At 51.8% G+C, this 14,801-nt stretch carries 13 protein-coding genes, 2 pseudogenes and 1 riboswitch; of the genes and pseudogenes, 7 read left to right on the plus strand and 8 right to left on the minus strand.

The genetic code is table 11. The features are described 5' to 3' along the window. Nucleotides 1-293 precede the first annotated feature (293 nt). Nucleotides 294-390, plus strand: a riboswitch (TPP riboswitch). A 34-nt stretch (nucleotides 391-424) separates the two neighbouring features. From thiM to NNO04_RS12920, 3 genes are read left to right on the plus strand one after another with little or no spacing between them, the layout of a single operon-like run. Next, a complete protein-coding gene (gene thiM, locus NNO04_RS12910) occupies nucleotides 425-1,213 on the plus strand; it encodes a hydroxyethylthiazole kinase (RefSeq protein WP_271444995.1) in 789 nt (262 codons plus the stop codon). Continuing rightward, nucleotides 1,210-2,010 (plus strand): bifunctional hydroxymethylpyrimidine kinase/phosphomethylpyrimidine kinase, encoded by an 801-nt coding sequence (thiD, locus tag NNO04_RS12915; RefSeq protein ID WP_271444996.1) that lies wholly within the window; start codon nucleotides 1,210-1,212, stop codon nucleotides 2,008-2,010. Before thiM ends, thiD begins: the two co-directional genes overlap by 4 nt. A 43-nt stretch (nucleotides 2,011-2,053) precedes the next feature. Beyond that, nucleotides 2,054-2,800 (plus strand): GntR family transcriptional regulator, encoded by a 747-nt coding sequence (locus NNO04_RS12920; RefSeq protein WP_271444997.1) that lies wholly within the window; start codon nucleotides 2,054-2,056, stop codon nucleotides 2,798-2,800. Here NNO04_RS12920 and NNO04_RS12925 read toward each other — a convergent pair. The 3 genes from NNO04_RS12925 to NNO04_RS12935 are packed head-to-tail and all read right to left on the minus strand — an operon-like array spanning nucleotide 2,774 to nucleotide 6,014. Next, nucleotides 2,774-3,739 (minus strand): PfkB family carbohydrate kinase, encoded by a 966-nt coding sequence (locus NNO04_RS12925; protein WP_271444998.1) that lies wholly within the window; start codon nucleotides 3,737-3,739, stop codon nucleotides 2,774-2,776. The two genes, NNO04_RS12920 and NNO04_RS12925, sit on opposite strands and share 27 nt — an antisense overlap. Then, nucleotides 3,736-4,740, minus strand: a complete 1,005-nt coding sequence (locus NNO04_RS12930; protein WP_271444999.1) for an ADP-ribosylglycohydrolase family protein — start codon at nucleotides 4,738-4,740, stop codon at nucleotides 3,736-3,738. Before NNO04_RS12930 ends, NNO04_RS12925 begins: the two co-directional genes overlap by 4 nt. Next, complete coding sequence (locus tag NNO04_RS12935) at nucleotides 4,737-6,014, minus strand: nucleoside permease (protein ID WP_271445000.1); 1,278 nt, start codon at nucleotides 6,012-6,014, stop codon at nucleotides 4,737-4,739. Before NNO04_RS12935 ends, NNO04_RS12930 begins: the two co-directional genes overlap by 4 nt. A gap of 252 nt (nucleotides 6,015-6,266) precedes the next feature. Between NNO04_RS12935 and fbaB the strand changes: the two genes are divergently transcribed. Beyond that, nucleotides 6,267-7,319 (plus strand): class I fructose-bisphosphate aldolase, encoded by a 1,053-nt coding sequence (fbaB, locus tag NNO04_RS12940; RefSeq protein ID WP_271445001.1) that lies wholly within the window; start codon nucleotides 6,267-6,269, stop codon nucleotides 7,317-7,319. 48 nt (nucleotides 7,320-7,367) lie between these two features. On the opposite strand, the gene yegS is transcribed toward fbaB, so the two are convergent. After that, nucleotides 7,368-8,267 carry a lipid kinase YegS gene (gene yegS, locus NNO04_RS12945; protein WP_271445002.1) on the minus strand — a complete coding sequence of 300 codons (900 nt, stop codon included), beginning with the start codon at nucleotides 8,265-8,267 and terminating at the stop codon, nucleotides 7,368-7,370. Nucleotides 8,268-8,548: 281 nt separating this feature from the next. Here yegS and NNO04_RS12950 point away from each other — a divergent pair, with 281 nt between their 5' ends. The 3 genes and pseudogenes from NNO04_RS12950 to NNO04_RS12960 form a co-directional block, all read left to right on the plus strand. Beyond that, nucleotides 8,549-9,307, plus strand: coding sequence for a hypothetical protein (locus NNO04_RS12950; protein WP_271445003.1), 759 nt, complete (start codon nucleotides 8,549-8,551; stop codon nucleotides 9,305-9,307). Nucleotides 9,308-9,385: 78 nt separating this feature from the next. Beyond that, nucleotides 9,386-9,814, plus strand: a complete 429-nt coding sequence (locus NNO04_RS12955) for a WapI family immunity protein (protein ID WP_271445004.1) — start codon at nucleotides 9,386-9,388, stop codon at nucleotides 9,812-9,814. Between the two features lie 33 nt (nucleotides 9,815-9,847). Beyond that, nucleotides 9,848-9,967: pseudogene (locus NNO04_RS12960) on the plus strand (tail fiber assembly protein); the annotation flags it as partial. A gap of 57 nt (nucleotides 9,968-10,024) precedes the next feature. Here the strand turns inward: NNO04_RS12960 and NNO04_RS12965 are convergent. The 4 genes and pseudogenes from NNO04_RS12965 to NNO04_RS12980 form a co-directional block, all read right to left on the minus strand. Further along, nucleotides 10,025-10,339, minus strand: coding sequence for a DUF1493 family protein (locus tag NNO04_RS12965; RefSeq protein WP_271445005.1), 315 nt, complete (start codon nucleotides 10,337-10,339; stop codon nucleotides 10,025-10,027). After that, nucleotides 10,336-10,765, minus strand: a pseudogene (locus NNO04_RS12970) (STM2901 family protein). Before NNO04_RS12970 ends, NNO04_RS12965 begins: the two are co-directional and overlap by 4 nt. A gap of 447 nt (nucleotides 10,766-11,212) precedes the next feature. Further along, a complete protein-coding gene (gene trhP / locus NNO04_RS12975) occupies nucleotides 11,213-12,574 on the minus strand; it encodes a prephenate-dependent tRNA uridine(34) hydroxylase TrhP (protein WP_271445007.1) in 1,362 nt (453 codons plus the stop codon). Between the two features lie 113 nt (nucleotides 12,575-12,687). Continuing rightward, nucleotides 12,688-14,799, minus strand: coding sequence for a DUF4034 domain-containing protein (locus NNO04_RS12980; protein ID WP_271445008.1), 2,112 nt, complete (start codon nucleotides 14,797-14,799; stop codon nucleotides 12,688-12,690). Between the last annotated feature and the right edge of the window lie 2 nt (nucleotides 14,800-14,801).

The following is a 14,801-nucleotide window of genomic DNA, read 5'->3' on the forward strand; positions in this document are numbered from 1 at the left end:
GTTCCATTAGATGACTTAAAGTAGGGTAAGTGATATTGATATGTAAAAAATATGCATAACATTAATCACGGATAGTATGCTCAATAACGTCATCGTTACGCTTTAACGAATGCCACAGGGTGTGATCCGGATGAAATATTGACGGTAAAAATGGGCATGATGCGTGCTGGCGTCATTTACCGTTTATGCTTTCTTGCTGACCCTGAAGCAGGGCTGGATATCAGCCTGCCAGCGAGTACTTGCAATCGCAAACTGCTTTCCTTACTCTATTAATATTAAAGAGATTTGTACTACTCAACGACTCGGGGTGCCCTTCTTTGTGAAGGCTGAGAAATACCCGTACTACCTGATCTGGATAATGCCAGCGTAGGGAAGTCTGACACTGCTCGTGTCTCATCTTCTTCACGCGGGCAGGAGCTGAACCATGCAGCCTGACCTGCACAGCCGCGCTCTGGCGGCTCACACCTTGCACCAATTTCGTATATTTTCTCCCCTTACACACTGTATGACCAATGATGTCGTACAGACGTTCACGGCAAACACCTTGCTGGCGTTAGGCGCTTCTCCTGCCATGGTGATTGAACCTGAAGAGGCGGGCCAGTTTGCCGCCATTGCCAGTGCGCTTCTGATCAATGTCGGAACACTGACACAGGCGCGCGCTGAAGCCATGCGTGCGGCAGTGGAGCAGGCGCGCACTGCCAATACCCCCTGGACGCTTGACCCTGTCGCCGTGGGCGGACTTGATTTCCGTCGTCGCTTTTGTCTGGCGCTGTTGGCGCTGCAACCTGCTGCCATTCGCGGTAATGCGTCTGAAATTCTTGCGCTTGCCGGGATGTCTGCGGGCGGACGTGGAGTGGACACGACCGATACAGGCGCCTCGGCGATACCCGCAGCACGTGCCCTGGCGCGTCAGTACGGAAGTGTCGTGGTGGTGACGGGAGAGGTGGATTATGTCACCGACGGCCAACGTATCGTCAGTGTCACCGGTGGTTCACCATTGATGACGCGCGTCGTGGGTACGGGGTGTGCTTTATCCGCCGTGGTTGCCGCCTGCTGTGCGTTACCGGGGAATACGCTGGATAACGTTGCTTCCGCCTGTAGCTGGATGAAGCAAGCCGGACAAATGGCAACCGCACGCAGTCAGGGACCAGGCAGTTTTACTCCCGCTTTTCTTGATGCTCTTTATAACCTGCACACAGAGGAATACGCATGAAACGAATCAATGCCTTAACGATTGCGGGTACGGATCCCAGCGGCGGAGCGGGAATCCAGGCCGATCTGAAAACATTCTCGGCGCTCGGTGCGTATGGTTGCTCTGTTATTACCGCACTGGTGGCGCAAAATACGCGCGGGGTTCAGTCGGTCTATCGAATCGAACCTGATTTTGTCGCGGCGCAGCTTGATTCGGTGTTCAACGATGTGCGAATTGATACCACCAAGATCGGTATGCTGGCAGAAACGGATATTGTTGAGGCGGTGGCCGAACGTTTACAGCGCCATCAGGTGAAAAATGTGGTGCTGGATACCGTTATGCTGGCAAAAAGCGGCGATCCGCTGCTTTCGCCTTCCGCCATTGAGACGTTGCGAACCCGCTTGCTGCCGCAGGTATCGATCATTACGCCAAATTTACCTGAAGCCGCAGCGCTGCTGAACGCTGACCATGCGCGAAGCGAGCGGGAAATGCTGGAACAAGGTCGCGCGCTGCTGGCAATGGGCTGCGGCGCGGTGCTCATGAAAGGTGGGCATCTGGACGATGCGCAAAGCCCGGACTGGCTGTTTACGCGTGAAGGCGAGGTGCGGTTTACCGCCCCCAGAGTAAACACCAAAAACACGCATGGCACGGGCTGTACGCTGTCGGCGGCGCTGGCCGCGCTTCGTCCTCGTCATCAAAATTGGGCAGAAACGGTGCAAGAGGCAAAAACCTGGCTTTCTGCGGCGTTGGCTCAGGCAGATACGCTGGAAGTGGGCGAGGGGATTGGTCCGGTACATCATTTCCACGCGTGGTGGTAAAGGTAGTATACTGGCGACAGACTCGTCTGCCTGGAAAAGATAAATGGAACAATCGCATACCCGGCTGATTGCGCAACTGAACGAACGAATTTCAGCGGCGGATAATACGCCGCTGTACATGAAGTTTGCAGAAACGGTCAAGAATGCTGTGCGTAGCGGTATTCTTGAACATGGCAATATTTTGCCTGGTGAGCGTGATCTTAGCCAGTTGACTGGCGTTTCGCGAATTACGGTTCGTAAAGCGATGCAAGCACTGGAAGAAGAAGGGGTAGTAACCCGTGCGCGCGGGTACGGAACGCAAATCAACAATATCTTTGAGTACTCCCTCAAAGAGGCGCGTGGTTTTTCTCAACAGGTGGTTTTGCGCGGTAAAAAGCCCGATACACTGTGGGTCAATAAACGCGTCGTCACCTGTCCGGACGATGTGGCGCAACAACTGGCGATTGCGAGCGGAAGTGATGTCTTCCTGCTAAAACGCATTCGCTATGTGGATGAAGACGCGGTTTCCATCGAAGAGTCATGGGTACCGGTGCATCTTATTCATGATGTGGATGCCATTGGCGTCTCACTGTATGACTATTTCCGCAGCCAGCACATTTTTCCCCAGCGTACGCGTTCTCGCGTTAGCGCCAGCATGCCGGATGCTGAGTTTCAGTCACATATTCAGATGGACAGCAAAGTGCCGGTGCTGGTGATAAAGCAGGTGGCGCTTGATCAACAACAGCGGCCCATTGAGTACAGCATCAGCTATTGTCGAAGCGATCTATACGTTTTTGTGTGCGAGGAGTAGTTCTTCGCGCCGTGGCGCGCAGTCTCCCCCGCGATGCCCAACCACCCAGGATGCCACTGCGTTGCCGAGCAGCACGGCATCCGCCAATGACCAGCCGGATGACAGTCCGGCCAGCACACCTCCGGCATGGCTGTCTCCTGCGCCGATAGTGTCTACAACCTCAACCGGAAACGCCGGGATGCAGTCCGCAGCGTGCTCGCTGAAATACCATGCGCCGTCTTTATCGTGGCGCACAACAACCGGTGCGGAAAACCGTGCCAGCCAGGCTGCGCCAAAGGCGGTCATTTCTGTACTGAGTTCAAAACGTTCGGCAGCGATTTCCGCCTCCTGGCGATTGAGAGATACCAGAGGACGCAGCGCCATAATCCGTGACATTAATGCGTCGGGAATATCGCCGATGCGTGGACCGAAATCGATAAAAGGTGTCACGTCATCTAAACTTTCCAGCCAGCATACCAACCGTTCACCACACGGAGAGGCGAGCTGATAGCCGGAAAGATAAAGCAAACTCTGGCGGGGGATGGATAACTGCGCCAGCCAGTCGCTATTCCACTGGTTTTCTACGCCGCTGAACGACATAAAGGTGCGTTCGCCATCAGGCTCCACCAGGGCCAGGCACCAACCGTTGTCGCCTTCGGCATTGTCGATCAGGCTCTGCAACCCCTCTTTTGCCATTCGGTTACGGATAATATCGGCCCATACACCCTGGCCCAGCGGCAGGGCATTGCTGGCTTCAATCCCCAGCCGTTTTAAGGCCACGGCGATATTCAGCGCGCAGCCGCCGACATGCACGCCTTGTTGCTTTAGCTCAATGTCGCAGCCGCGCCAGGGCAGAGTCCAGGCATCGGCAATCACGTCAATGACTGCCGCACCTACCACGGTGACAGGGCGGCGGGTGGTCAGGGTCGGTAACAGATCTCGCAGGTGCGCAGCATTCATGATACCTCCCGTCGTTGACGCAAACGCACCAGCCCGGTGGCGTAGCGAGCAAAATCCAGCTGATTAACGGCATCCAGTTCTTGTTTCAGGTTCGGGGAGATAGCCCCAACACCGTGAATAGCGCCGCAAATGGCGGTCGCCATCGCGCCAATGGTGTCGGTATCGCCACCGAGGTTGGCGCAGAGAATCGCGCAACGATTCGGGTCGGTCTGCGCCAGCTCCACCATCGCGATGGCGCAGGGGACGGATTCAATGGTGCTGGTCCCCGCCCCGACGACCTGATAGAGCTGTTCGCTGGCGGATTCAACGCCGTTGGCTTCACGAACGATCTTCAGCGCCAGTTCCAGGCGGGCCGAGAGCGAAGCGCTAAAGGTGGTGATGCGTTTTTGCTGGGCGTGATAGGCAATGGCAGGCAGTGAGTCGACAATTCCCTCCCAGGGCTCGCCATCAATCGCCCGGGAAATCGCCCACGCGACCACCACGGCGCCCGCCACCGCGAGATCGGACTTGTGCGTTGGACTGGAGGCCAGCGCCACCTCATCGATAAAGGTATCCAGAGAATGCGTCGGCAGCAGACAGCCTAACGGTGAAACGCGCATCGCAGCACCGTTAGTGACGCCGTTGTTCTCAAGTTCAGCCACCGGTTTACCGTCGCGGATGGCGTTAAGGGCAATTTTGGAGGTCGGGCCCAGCACGTTTTTGTTGAAAGCGTCGAAGCGTTCCGCCCACGCCAGAATGTTGCGTCCGATCACCTCAGGATTAATTTTCCCGTCACATTCGAGCAAGGCATCCGCCAGACACAACGCCATGGACGTATCGTCAGTAAACTCCGCCCTTCCAAAATAACAGGCGGCGTTGTTCTCCTCCGGACCTGCCAGGAAACGGTCAATCCAGCCAAAATGTGCTTTCACGCGCGTTCTTGGCCACAGTTCCGACGGCATTCCCATCGCATCTCCTAATGCTTGCCCGTAAAGCGCGCCGAGAATACGTTCAGCTTTCATTTTACTTCCCCTTTTGTCAGTGCAATATCGCGGTCGTCCACGTTAATCGCGGTGATTTCCTTATCGGATTCGCGAAAGAAAATCATAAACAGGACAGCAATCACCGCGATCATCACCGCGCCAAATGTCCACATACCCGCCCAGTTGAAGGTGAGGCCGTTGACAGGTTCTTTATACGCATACATCTTTTCCATCATCATGCCGCCAAGTCGATAACCCAGCAGACTGCCAAACCCCTGACAGCAGAGCGTAATCAGACCCTGAGCTGCCGTACGCATATGAACGGGCGCTTTTTTGTCGACATAGATGTAAGCCGTTACGTAGTAGAAGTCGTAACTCACCCCATGAAGCAGAATGCCGAGGAACAGCAGGGCGTAAGTGAAGTATTCCTCTGCGCCGCCGTAAATAAAGAATCCATAGCGAATGGCGGCGGTGATAAGACCCAGTAATAGAACCTTTTTAATACCAAAGCGTTTGGTAAAGAAAGGCAATGCCAGCATAAAGAAGATTTCAGAGAACTGTCCAAGCGTCATCCAGCCGGTCGCATTCTGCATCCCCACTTCCGTCAGATAGCCATTGGCGAAGATGTAGTAAAACGCCAGCGGCATGGCAAACAGGAATGAACAAAAGAAGAAGACCAGAAAGTTTTTATCACGCAGCAGGATAAGCGCGTCCAGACCCAGCATCACTTTGATATCCAGCTTGCCGGTGCTTTTTGGCGGCGTATCCGGCAGGAAGAGGGCAAAGACGCCCAGCAGTGCCGAGCTGGCAGCGGTGATAAGCAACGGAATATTGGTCGGCGAGATATCGCTGTAACCCAGCATCTGCGGTAAGAATCCGCAGGCCAGGCCGGAGGCAATCCAGCCAATCGTCCCCATGACGCGGATGCGCGGAAAGTCGCTTTCAACGTCCGGTACGTTGGCAAACGCAATGCTGTTGGTTAACGCGATGGTCGGCATATAGGTGAGCGAGTAGGCCAACAGCAGCGGGAAGAAACCGGAAAATGTTGTCTGCTGCGCGGCGAAATACATCAACACGGCGCCTGCAAACATCAGTACCGCTAACACTTTTTGTGCGGAGAAAAAGCGGTCAGTTAACGAACCGACGAGGATAGGGGAAAGGATGGCGGCGATGGCAGTACAGGCGTAAGACCAGCCGATTTCTCCGGCGGTAAAACCACTTTTACTCAGCCACAACCATAAAGGGACGAACCAGGCGCCCCAGATAAACCACTCAACAAACATCATGAACGACAGCTTCACTGTAGTTTTCATCTTTAAATCCTTCATGACAGGTAAGGTACGCTCAAACACTACCATTAAATAATACCTTTAAAATACCTTTGGGCTGCAAATTTGACCGTTGTAACACTTTTTCGTACGTGAATCGTGCCAGCAGATAGCGCTGAAAAGTGCCTTAAAGTTGGAAAAAATGCCCACCTGATACCAGGCTTATGGCTGCCCGCAAAAAGGCGGGTCAGGAAAATACACACTCCGATACGCAATCGGAATGACGGGAGCATAGCTATGACTGATATTGCGCAGTTGCTTGGCAAAGACGCCGACAGCCTTTTACAGCATCGTTGTATGACCATTCCTTCTGATCAACTTTATCTGCCCGGACAGGACTACGTTGACCGCGTGATGGTGGATAATAATCGCCCGCCCGCCGTCCTTCGTAACATGCAGACGCTGTACAACACCGGACGTCTGGCAGGGACCGGGTATCTTTCTATTTTACCTGTCGATCAGGGGGTAGAACACTCTGCCGGGGCGTCCTTTGCGGCGAATCCACTTTATTTTGATCCGAAGAATATTGTGGAACTGGCTATTGAGGCGGGCTGTAACTGTGTGGCCTCCACTTACGGCGTTCTGGCGTCGGTGTCACGACGTTATGCCCACCGCATACCGTTCCTCGTGAAACTCAACCACAACGAGACGCTGAGCTACCCCAACACCTTTGATCAAACGCTGTATGCCAGCGTCGAGCAGGCATTCAATATGGGCGCGGTAGCGGTTGGCGCAACCATCTATTTTGGTTCACCAGAGTCGCGCCGCCAGATTGAAGAGATCTCAGCCGCCTTTGAGCGTGCGCATGAGCTGGGAATGGTGACCGTGCTCTGGGCGTATCTGCGCAATTCAGCCTTCAAGAAAGATGGCGTAGATTACCATGTCTCTGCCGATCTGACCGGGCAGGCTAACCACCTGGCGGCGACCATTGGCGCGGACATCGTCAAACAGAAAATGGCGGAAAATAACGGTGGCTATAAAGCCGTTAACTTCGGCTATACCGATGACCGTGTTTACAGCAAGCTGACCAGCGATAACCCCATCGATTTGGTGCGTTACCAACTGGCGAACTGCTACATGGGGCGTGCAGGGCTGATTAACTCTGGCGGTGCCGCCGGCGGGGAAACCGATCTCAGTGATGCCGTACGTACTGCGGTTATCAACAAACGTGCAGGCGGCATGGGCCTGATTCTGGGGCGCAAAGCCTTTAAGAAATCGATGGCGGACGGCGTGAAATTGATCAATGCCGTACAGGATGTCTATCTGGACAGTAAAGTGACTATCGCCTGATGTCACTCATTCCTCTCTCATTACGGGAGAGGAATGTTTACCCTGACTTCAGCGAAGTAGAGGACAGTCTGGCGGCAACCGACAACGCAACGCGGCGGGCAGGATCTCAATGTGAAACTGTTGACCGCTGAGCGGTTCGCCATCCAGATTAAAGGTGATTTCATGGGGAGCCTGAATATCAAACCAGGATGACGCGCCGTCGATGATGTTCGGGTTTTCCTCGGGTTGCTTCAGTGTCGATAACAACGCAGGGAGGAGTTCTTCGCCCGTGAAAATCCGCAGCTGCAAAAGACCATCATTAATAAGCGCATCCGGGCAGAGCTGTTGTCCGCCTCCAGCCTGACGGCCATTTCCAATGCCAATGACCAGTGCGTCGCCTTGCCATTGAAAGTTTTCGCCACGGATTTCGCAACGGTCTGGTTTGAGGGTATCCATTCGCATCAACCCATGAATAAAGTACGACACGCCGCCCAGCGCCGCTTTCAGTTTTTCTGGCGTTTCGGTCGTGATCCGTGTACCGAATCCGCCGGTCGCCATATTAATAAAACAGGTTTTATCATTAACCTGTGCCATATCGATTTCCACCGCAGTACCGACGATGGCTAGCTTGAGAGCGTTGTCCAGCGCGTCAGGAATCCCCACGCTGGTGGCGAAATCATTGGCGGTGCCCAGCGGTAAAATGCCAAGGGCAGGGACGTTTGGTGTCTGACACTGGATAAGCGCGGTAGACACTTCATTAATCGTGCCGTCGCCTCCCCCCGCGATAACAGTCTCAACGCCTAACTGGCGGGCCTCTTCAACAAAACGTTGCGCGTCGCCTTTTTCCCAGGTAACACGGACGTGAATCACCACGCCTTCGTTACGCAGCAACGCAATGGCTTCGCGCAGAAGTGGGTTATCCGCACTTTTGCCATTCAATATCAGTAAGCTGGCGGGGAATTTTTCCATCCGTTATCTGCTCTTTTCATTAATCTGCTGAAAGTGTAGAGCAGAACGGGAAAGAGAGGTTCAGAACAGGATGAAATGCAGGATCAATTCATCGTAAAGGTCTGCTTGGCAGTAGTCGCAATCAGCAGCGCAATGCGGGTTATTCGGGTTTTAGCTCTTAGAGCGCTGGGCAATCAGCATCAGGAAACTGATATTCCCTTTTGTTACTCGTTGCCAATGCGACAACTTTTTCCGATACATGACCTAAACTCCCATCATATACGCCAGCGGTACGAAACCGATTGGCGCAGCAACTGGCTTTCGGTGCCAGTGATGATGAACAACGAGCGAGGCATTCGCAGATTGAAAATCGTCAATTACAGATATGTAAAGTGGATGAATGCAATAATGTCTATTATGATGCCCTGAAGGTAAAATCAAAAAAGGGAATTAAAGCAATGACTGTTGGATTAACGTCAGATGAGCCGGGATACAATTATACCTTCCAGTCAAAATTGCAGCCGGGAGAATATTTTGAATTCCGCCCCCGGAATCCTCCTCTGAATTCAAAACCCATCGTAGATGATGAAAGCGGTATGTGCATTGGCTATTCCGTCGTTCAGGCTGCGGGATTATGGCAAATTTATGATGCTGATGGTGTGTTCATCCGACTGGAAGAAGCACCGTTAGAAGCCCCTCTTATTGACCCAACAGACCTCGCCTTAATTGCGTTTGGTGCTTTTCGCCTTTTTCGGGCAGGTAGAGCAATGTTGGAGAGTGGTGTCAAAACTGCTCTGACAGTGAAACTCAGCGAGGCTACCGTCAGCATTTTGCGCGGTCGTCTTAAAATGGGATTATCAGCACGTACTCTAAAAATGACTGGAACGTCTGCAAAGCATATGCTCAATGCTGGGCGCTACGTCCCTTTGCAAATACAGGAGAAGGTTATTCGTTACGGTAAAAGAATGCCAGATCCGCGTAATGTTCATGGTTTTTTTCGTTACGAATCAGATTTGTATAAGCTTGTTGAGAATCGAGCAGAAAAAGGTACGTATATTTAAAAAATATAAAATTGAGGTTGTTGTTCGTGAAAGAGACTGGACGATAACTCACTTTTTATGCAAGTGATGGGGTGGGATATGGTTGAAATAGTCAACGATAGAAAAACATTACGAGTTACACCTTTCGACAGGGAAAATACACCCGATGCTCCAGAATATGACTGGATAAAGACTTATGTCGAGTACGAACTACCGGAGCTTAAAGCTCAATACCAGGCATCTTTCAACGTTGGCGAACTTAATACCCTGAAAGAAGAACTCAGAAATTTGCATGCTAATTTAGTTAATGGCGGTAAAGCTAAAGAGGTGGTTTTCGATAGTACCGAAAATCAGTTAAATCTGGTATTCACGCAGTCATCTTTCGGGCACGGCGTTCTGTTAACAATAACTCTCAGACCGGAAAACCCAGCCGAAAGTGTCGTTATTAGCGATAGTCTGGTGATTGATGAGAGCTACTTTCCTGCACTATTTGCTGGACTGGAAGAAATCATTAATTGGCCAGGTTAATACCCTATTTTGTCTGCACTGGTTGACCGGCCGCAGACTGAGCTGCAGCTCGGCATCATCAGCGATGATGACAAGGCCAGTCTTATTGCGTGGGTGGAGTATATTCAGACTTTATATGAGCTGGATACTACTTTCTTACCGGATATCGACTGACCGGAACAACCGGAATAAGTCGGGCGGGTGCTTGCCCGCCGTTAATAAAGAATGATTTTAACAATCGAGCCAGCGTCCGGCATCAGCAGAATCAATAAGCATTCTGATGGTTAATGGTTTAGGTTGATGATGATCCGTTTTCAGGCAATCAGGTAGAATTGAATTGGGTAGGAATCTTATACCTTCATTTGGAAAGTACTTTCGAAAATCAAATCCTGACGAATCAATATTAAGAGTTTCAAAGTATTCTTCAAAAAATTCAGAGGCATCTTCGGGTAAAACTGGCTCATCGCCAGTGCTGAGTGAAGTTTCTTCCGACATGTCCCAAAAATGCTTTTTGATAAGTCGTTTTACTGCCTCTGCCTGTCTCATGACTCAATATTCTCTTTGCCAACAATTAGCTGATAACGGTGTATCACGTTTCTTGTTATAACCGTGATATCCCACGTGGTCAGCACAGCACCCAGCCACGGTACCCAGCGTCTAACATAAGTACCATCTACCCTGTAACATTTGTTTCCAGATAATCGTACGGTGTTTTGTTTTGAATCGGTGACGGATTAAAGAGCGACTTCCCATTGACAAAGGGCTGGTTCCTTTAGTGGGCGCGCCACCAATCTTCCCCTGTACAGGGATAACCGGAAAACTCATCAGCAGAGAGGCTACTGCAAGCATATCTGTTATGCCACTGAATTGATTTTGGAATTCATCCAAAATCAACCAATACAGGAGCTCATCTTTATTGACACTCATACCGTCGAAAAAATATTTTCCATTCAGTTGCTCTATAGTATCCATCCTCACTACTCCATGTTTTTGCAATCAAATGAGATACTACCGAGCTCATCTTAGACAGTCTGCGATTATCAAACACTGGCAGAATAATATAAGAAAATAGCCCGGTGGATTTGGTGCTGAACTGACAGTGTATGATTAGCTCCGTTGTGACGAGCAGCAACAAATTCACTGGATGTGACAAACGAGAAAGCCCCGTATTTACGGGGCTTTTTGCATCAATGTGGTCAAAATGTGGACATAGCCTGAGATTAATTATTTTATTTCATTGAGATATTGAAAAAAATACGCCTGCGTAAGGGAGATTACGCAGGCTAAGGAGGTGGTTCCTGGTACAGCTAGCATTTATGGGTTATGTTTTTCAGCGGATGGATAATACCCTCAATAAACGAAGCGGTATGTGATCGGTTTCTAAAAATCATTCCATCATGAAAAAATAACATGAATTAATTACTTAGCATGCGGGTTACGCGTGGATTCACCTGCAAAATTACGCATTAACAATGCATAGTTAAGGTCGATATCCTGCGGGATTGGCATCCAGACCGTGTAACCGTCACCCGGTGCAACAGGCATTGCTTCGCCTTTGGCATTTTCCATCTGCTCAAGGGTAAAGTTCACATTGCCTTGCGGTGTCATCAGTTCGAGGCTGTCGCCGACGGTGAATTTATTCTTCACGATTACCGCTGCCAGTTCACCATTACGCTCGCCGGTAAACTCACCGACAAATTGCTGACGCTCTGAAACAGAGAATCCATACTCGTAATTCTGGTAATCGTCATGGGTGTGGCGGCGCAGGAAACCTTCGGTGTAACCGCGATGCGCCAGACCTTCCAGCGTTTCCAGCAGTTGAGGGTCAAACGGCCGACCCGCTGCGGCATCATCAATGGCTTTGCGGTACACCTGCGCGGTGCGTGCGCAGTAGTAGTAAGACTTGGTACGACCCTCGATTTTCAGCGAATGTACGCCCATCTGCGTCAGACGTTCAACGTGGGCGATGGCGCGCAGATCCTTCGAGTTCATGATGTAGGTGCCGTGTTCGTCTTCGAACGCGGTCATGTACTCACCCGGGCGCTGAGCTTCTTCGATCATGAACACTTTGTCTGTAGGCGCGCCAATACCCAGCGCCGGTTCAACATTCTGGACAGGGATCGGTTCGTATTTGTGGACGATATTACCGACCGCATCTTCTTTCCCTTCCTGCACGTTGTACTCCCAACGACAGGCGTTGGTGCAGGTTCCCTGGTTCGGATCGCGCTTGTTGATGTAACCGGAAAGCAGGCAGCGGCCAGAGTAGGCCATGCATAACGCGCCATGAACGAAGATTTCAATCTCCATTTCGGGCACCTGATTGCGGATCTCTTCAATTTCTTCCAGCGACAGTTCGCGTGAAAGGATCACCCGGGTCAGCCCCATCTGCTGCCAGAATTTTACCGTCGCCCAGTTGACGGCGTTCGCCTGAACAGAAAGGTGAATGGCCATTTCCGGGAAGTGTTCACGAACCAGCATGATGAGCCCTGGATCGGACATGATCAGCGCATCCGGACCCATTTCCACTACCGGCTTCAGGTCGCGAATAAAGGTTTTCAGCTTCGCGTTATGCGGGGCGATGTTAACAACCACGTAGAATTTTTTGCCAAGTGCATGGGCTTCATTGATGCCGAGCTGCAAATTTTCGTGGTTGAATTCATTGTTGCGCACGCGCAGTGAATAACGCGGTTGTCCCGCATAAACAGCATCTGCGCCATAAGCGAAAGCGTAACGCATATTTTTCAGCGTTCCCGCCGGGGAAAGGAGTTCCGGTTTAAACATAGTTTTCTCGTTCTGATGACAGGTCAGATCCGTCCCAACGGGTGGGACGGTTAGGGGAGTGCCCCCACTTTAAGGGCGGGCATTGTAGCGCTAGCAGGCGCGCGAGTAAACGGCTACACCATTGGGTTAACCTGGCCTGGTAATTCCGAAGCCGGGATACGCACGGTGTGCCAGGTATAACGCATGCGTTTCCAGCGCGTATCGAAATGCACCTTGTAGAGGCAATCTCTGACAATCTCATTATCGGGATATAGCGTGTCGGCAAAGTGGGTCCAGCGAGCGCTTTTCTTTATATTAAATAACTGCTTATCTTGCTCGTTACCGTACAGTCGCGCGAGCGTCACCATCGCCTGAAGCGTGCCTTTGTTCGCTTCCTCCTCGAGCATCGCTAAATGAGCATGTGCCAGCGTCAAATCGGAAACTTCAAAAATGTTGAGCAGGAACAAATCTTTAGCCTGTTCGTGACCCAACTGATGCGCCTGCCAGAGATTATCGAGGAGATTTTTTTCGTAGCTTGCCCACTTGGCGGAATCGTCATCTTCCATGCACAGTCGCTGATGACAAATTGCGAGACTGAAATAAATATCGCGTAAATCCGCTTCGTACTCGCTGTAGCCGCCATTGGCGATCAGACGCCAGGGCGTGTTGTCGCGCTGGGCGATGTGATCGAGAAGAATGCGCTCGGCGCGTTGATAATGCTTCAGCGCGGTGCGGGTTTGATAAGGCACGAGGGTGCCATTGTCCCGATTATTATATTCATCCGCCAGCCATTGAAGCGCGCCAGGAATATTACTCTCTGCGCCAACTTCCGCCAGCGGTACGCAATATTCAGGACGGTCAAGCCAGCCGAAGGAGCGAATGGTCCATTTCCAGGTCGCACTGTGTTGTATGGATGAAACGCGGTCCAGCCATGCATTGCCCCGTTCGGTATTTTTCTCAAAGCCAAACAGTCCCGCACTCTGGAAATAACCGCGATAAATTACCGCTGCCCAACCTTCAGCGTGCTCTGCATTCTGACAAATAAAATTATAGATCCAGTGGCTGTTGGGGAAATCACGTAGCGCAAACTTCAGGGCCTGATAAGTGAAGTAATTGTCTAACTTCTTTTTCTCCATGACCGCGTGTTGAATGCAGGCCCAGAGCGCCGCTTCATCATCTAAATCGTCATAGCAGTTAAGCAGCCACCCCAGCGCATTGTGGCGATCTTCCTGATTCCGGGCATGGCAGGCAACGGCTTGCGCTTTCGCGATGGTTTTGGTTCTGATCTCAAGCTCTTCAATCTCTTTGACGCTCAGGTCGCGATACTCATCCCACCAGATCAGTAGCTCCAGGTGTTCGCGTTCGCTATCAGAGAGATGAGCACAGGCTCCGGACGCCAGAAATTCATTAATCTCTTGATGGGTGCCGTTCCAGCGCGGCATGCGAAACGGAAGATACTCGCCCAGCGCAGAGTATGCCGTTGGGAAAATCCTCAGACATACGGTGAGCCAGTAGTTGAAGCTTAAGTCATCCACCGTGGTCAGCAGCACAGACGGTCGCGGCAGGGAAGGGCAAACGGCGTTGTCCAGCGACAAACCGGAAAAAGCCATCAGTGCATCGATTTCCTGCGGCGAGTGCTGATGGTAAGCGGCAAGTTTCGGGGCGCCAGGGATGCCGACGGTCTCGTTGCCTTGAAGATAATCCGCCATCCAGTCGGGAAAGCCAAATACCTGCGCGTTGGTGTTGGCGAGTGAAGCGGCCATCCACTGGCGCGGATCGCAGTCGATCGCGTTGATGGCGGCGATCATCATCTGTTCATTGCAGGCGCTGGCGCAAATCCACATCGCGTGCGTCGTGTCGCGCGCCCAGCCGTAGCTACGGTACAACCATGCGCGATGGTTCCAGTACTGCACTTCGGCAAGCCAGGCGTGCGTGGAACGCGGGCGAGCGTCTTGCCAGGCTTTGATAAGCTTGAGGCCTTCTGGTCCTGCTTCAACGAGCGGTTCCAGATCATAGAGGGGGTTACACATCTGCGTCCAGGCGAGGAAATAGCGTTTTTCCGCTTCCCGACTGGTGAAGCTTTCCGTCAGCGCATGGTTAAACAGTTCGTCCAGTTCGTCATAGCGCTTATGGCGCAGGAAACTGGCGATATCGGCGACGAACCACTCCCGTTGCCCGCTGTTTTCCGCCATTTTTTGGTAGCACATTGTCGCGGTAGCATTGAGTACGCGATCGTTCAATTCCATAT

Source organism: Citrobacter sp. Awk 4 (genome assembly GCF_028069725.1).
GTDB lineage: Bacteria > Pseudomonadota > Gammaproteobacteria > Enterobacterales > Enterobacteriaceae > Citrobacter_D.

Bases quoted from the DNA above. Each gene is read 5' to 3' on its own strand.
- NNO04_RS12965 (WP_271445005.1), bottom strand. From the start codon at position 10,339: ATGAGACAGGCAGAGGCAGTAAAACGACTTATCAAAAAGCATTTTTGG.
- NNO04_RS12920 (WP_271444997.1), top strand. From the start codon at position 2,054: ATGGAACAATCGCATACCCGGCTGATTGCGCAACTGAACGAACGAATT.
- fbaB (WP_271445001.1), top strand. From the start codon at position 6,267: ATGACTGATATTGCGCAGTTGCTTGGCAAAGACGCCGACAGCCTTTTA.
- NNO04_RS12980 (WP_271445008.1), bottom strand. From the start codon at position 14,799: ATGGAATTGAACGATCGCGTACTCAATGCTACCGCGACAATGTGCTAC.
- thiD (WP_271444996.1), top strand. From the start codon at position 1,210: ATGAAACGAATCAATGCCTTAACGATTGCGGGTACGGATCCCAGCGGC.
- NNO04_RS12935 (WP_271445000.1), bottom strand. From the start codon at position 6,014: ATGAAAACTACAGTGAAGCTGTCGTTCATGATGTTTGTTGAGTGGTTT.
- NNO04_RS12955 (WP_271445004.1), top strand. From the start codon at position 9,386: ATGGTTGAAATAGTCAACGATAGAAAAACATTACGAGTTACACCTTTC.
- thiM (WP_271444995.1), top strand. From the start codon at position 425: ATGCAGCCTGACCTGCACAGCCGCGCTCTGGCGGCTCACACCTTGCAC.
- yegS (WP_271445002.1), bottom strand. From the start codon at position 8,267: ATGGAAAAATTCCCCGCCAGCTTACTGATATTGAATGGCAAAAGTGCG.
- NNO04_RS12930 (WP_271444999.1), bottom strand. From the start codon at position 4,740: ATGAAAGCTGAACGTATTCTCGGCGCGCTTTACGGGCAAGCATTAGGA.
- NNO04_RS12925 (WP_271444998.1), bottom strand. From the start codon at position 3,739: ATGAATGCTGCGCACCTGCGAGATCTGTTACCGACCCTGACCACCCGC.
- trhP (WP_271445007.1), bottom strand. From the start codon at position 12,574: ATGTTTAAACCGGAACTCCTTTCCCCGGCGGGAACGCTGAAAAATATG.